Origin of the sequence: Liquorilactobacillus vini DSM 20605 (genome assembly GCF_000255495.1) — a bacterium.
Lineage (GTDB): Bacteria > Bacillota > Bacilli > Lactobacillales > Lactobacillaceae > Liquorilactobacillus > Liquorilactobacillus vini.
This window is the reverse complement of record NZ_AHYZ01000206.1, coordinates 1-235: the sequence shown is the minus strand read 5'-3', so window position 1 is coordinate 235 and position 235 is coordinate 1. Positions and strand designations below refer to the sequence as shown.

General features: G+C 31.9%; 1 protein-coding gene. It reads right to left on the bottom strand.

From position 1 onward, the window contains the following. The coding region (locus ON15_RS10940; RefSeq protein WP_010581531.1) for a DDE-type integrase/transposase/recombinase at positions 1–235 on the bottom strand (235 nt) is incomplete at both ends.

Genomic DNA, 235 nt, shown 5'->3' with positions numbered 1-235 from the left:
AGATTACTTGGTTTATATTTAATAATTGCCCGATTGAGAGTCCTTAGAACTAGTTCATTGGTCATGCTTAAACTAAGATCCCATGAAATAATTTTTTTCGTATGCAAATCAAGAATTGATGAGAGATACAACCAACCATCACGTAAGGTGTGAATGTAAGTTATATCTGTTGCCCACTTTTGATTAATTGATTTAGTTGAAAAATCACGATCAATAATATTTTCCCGTTCTTCAG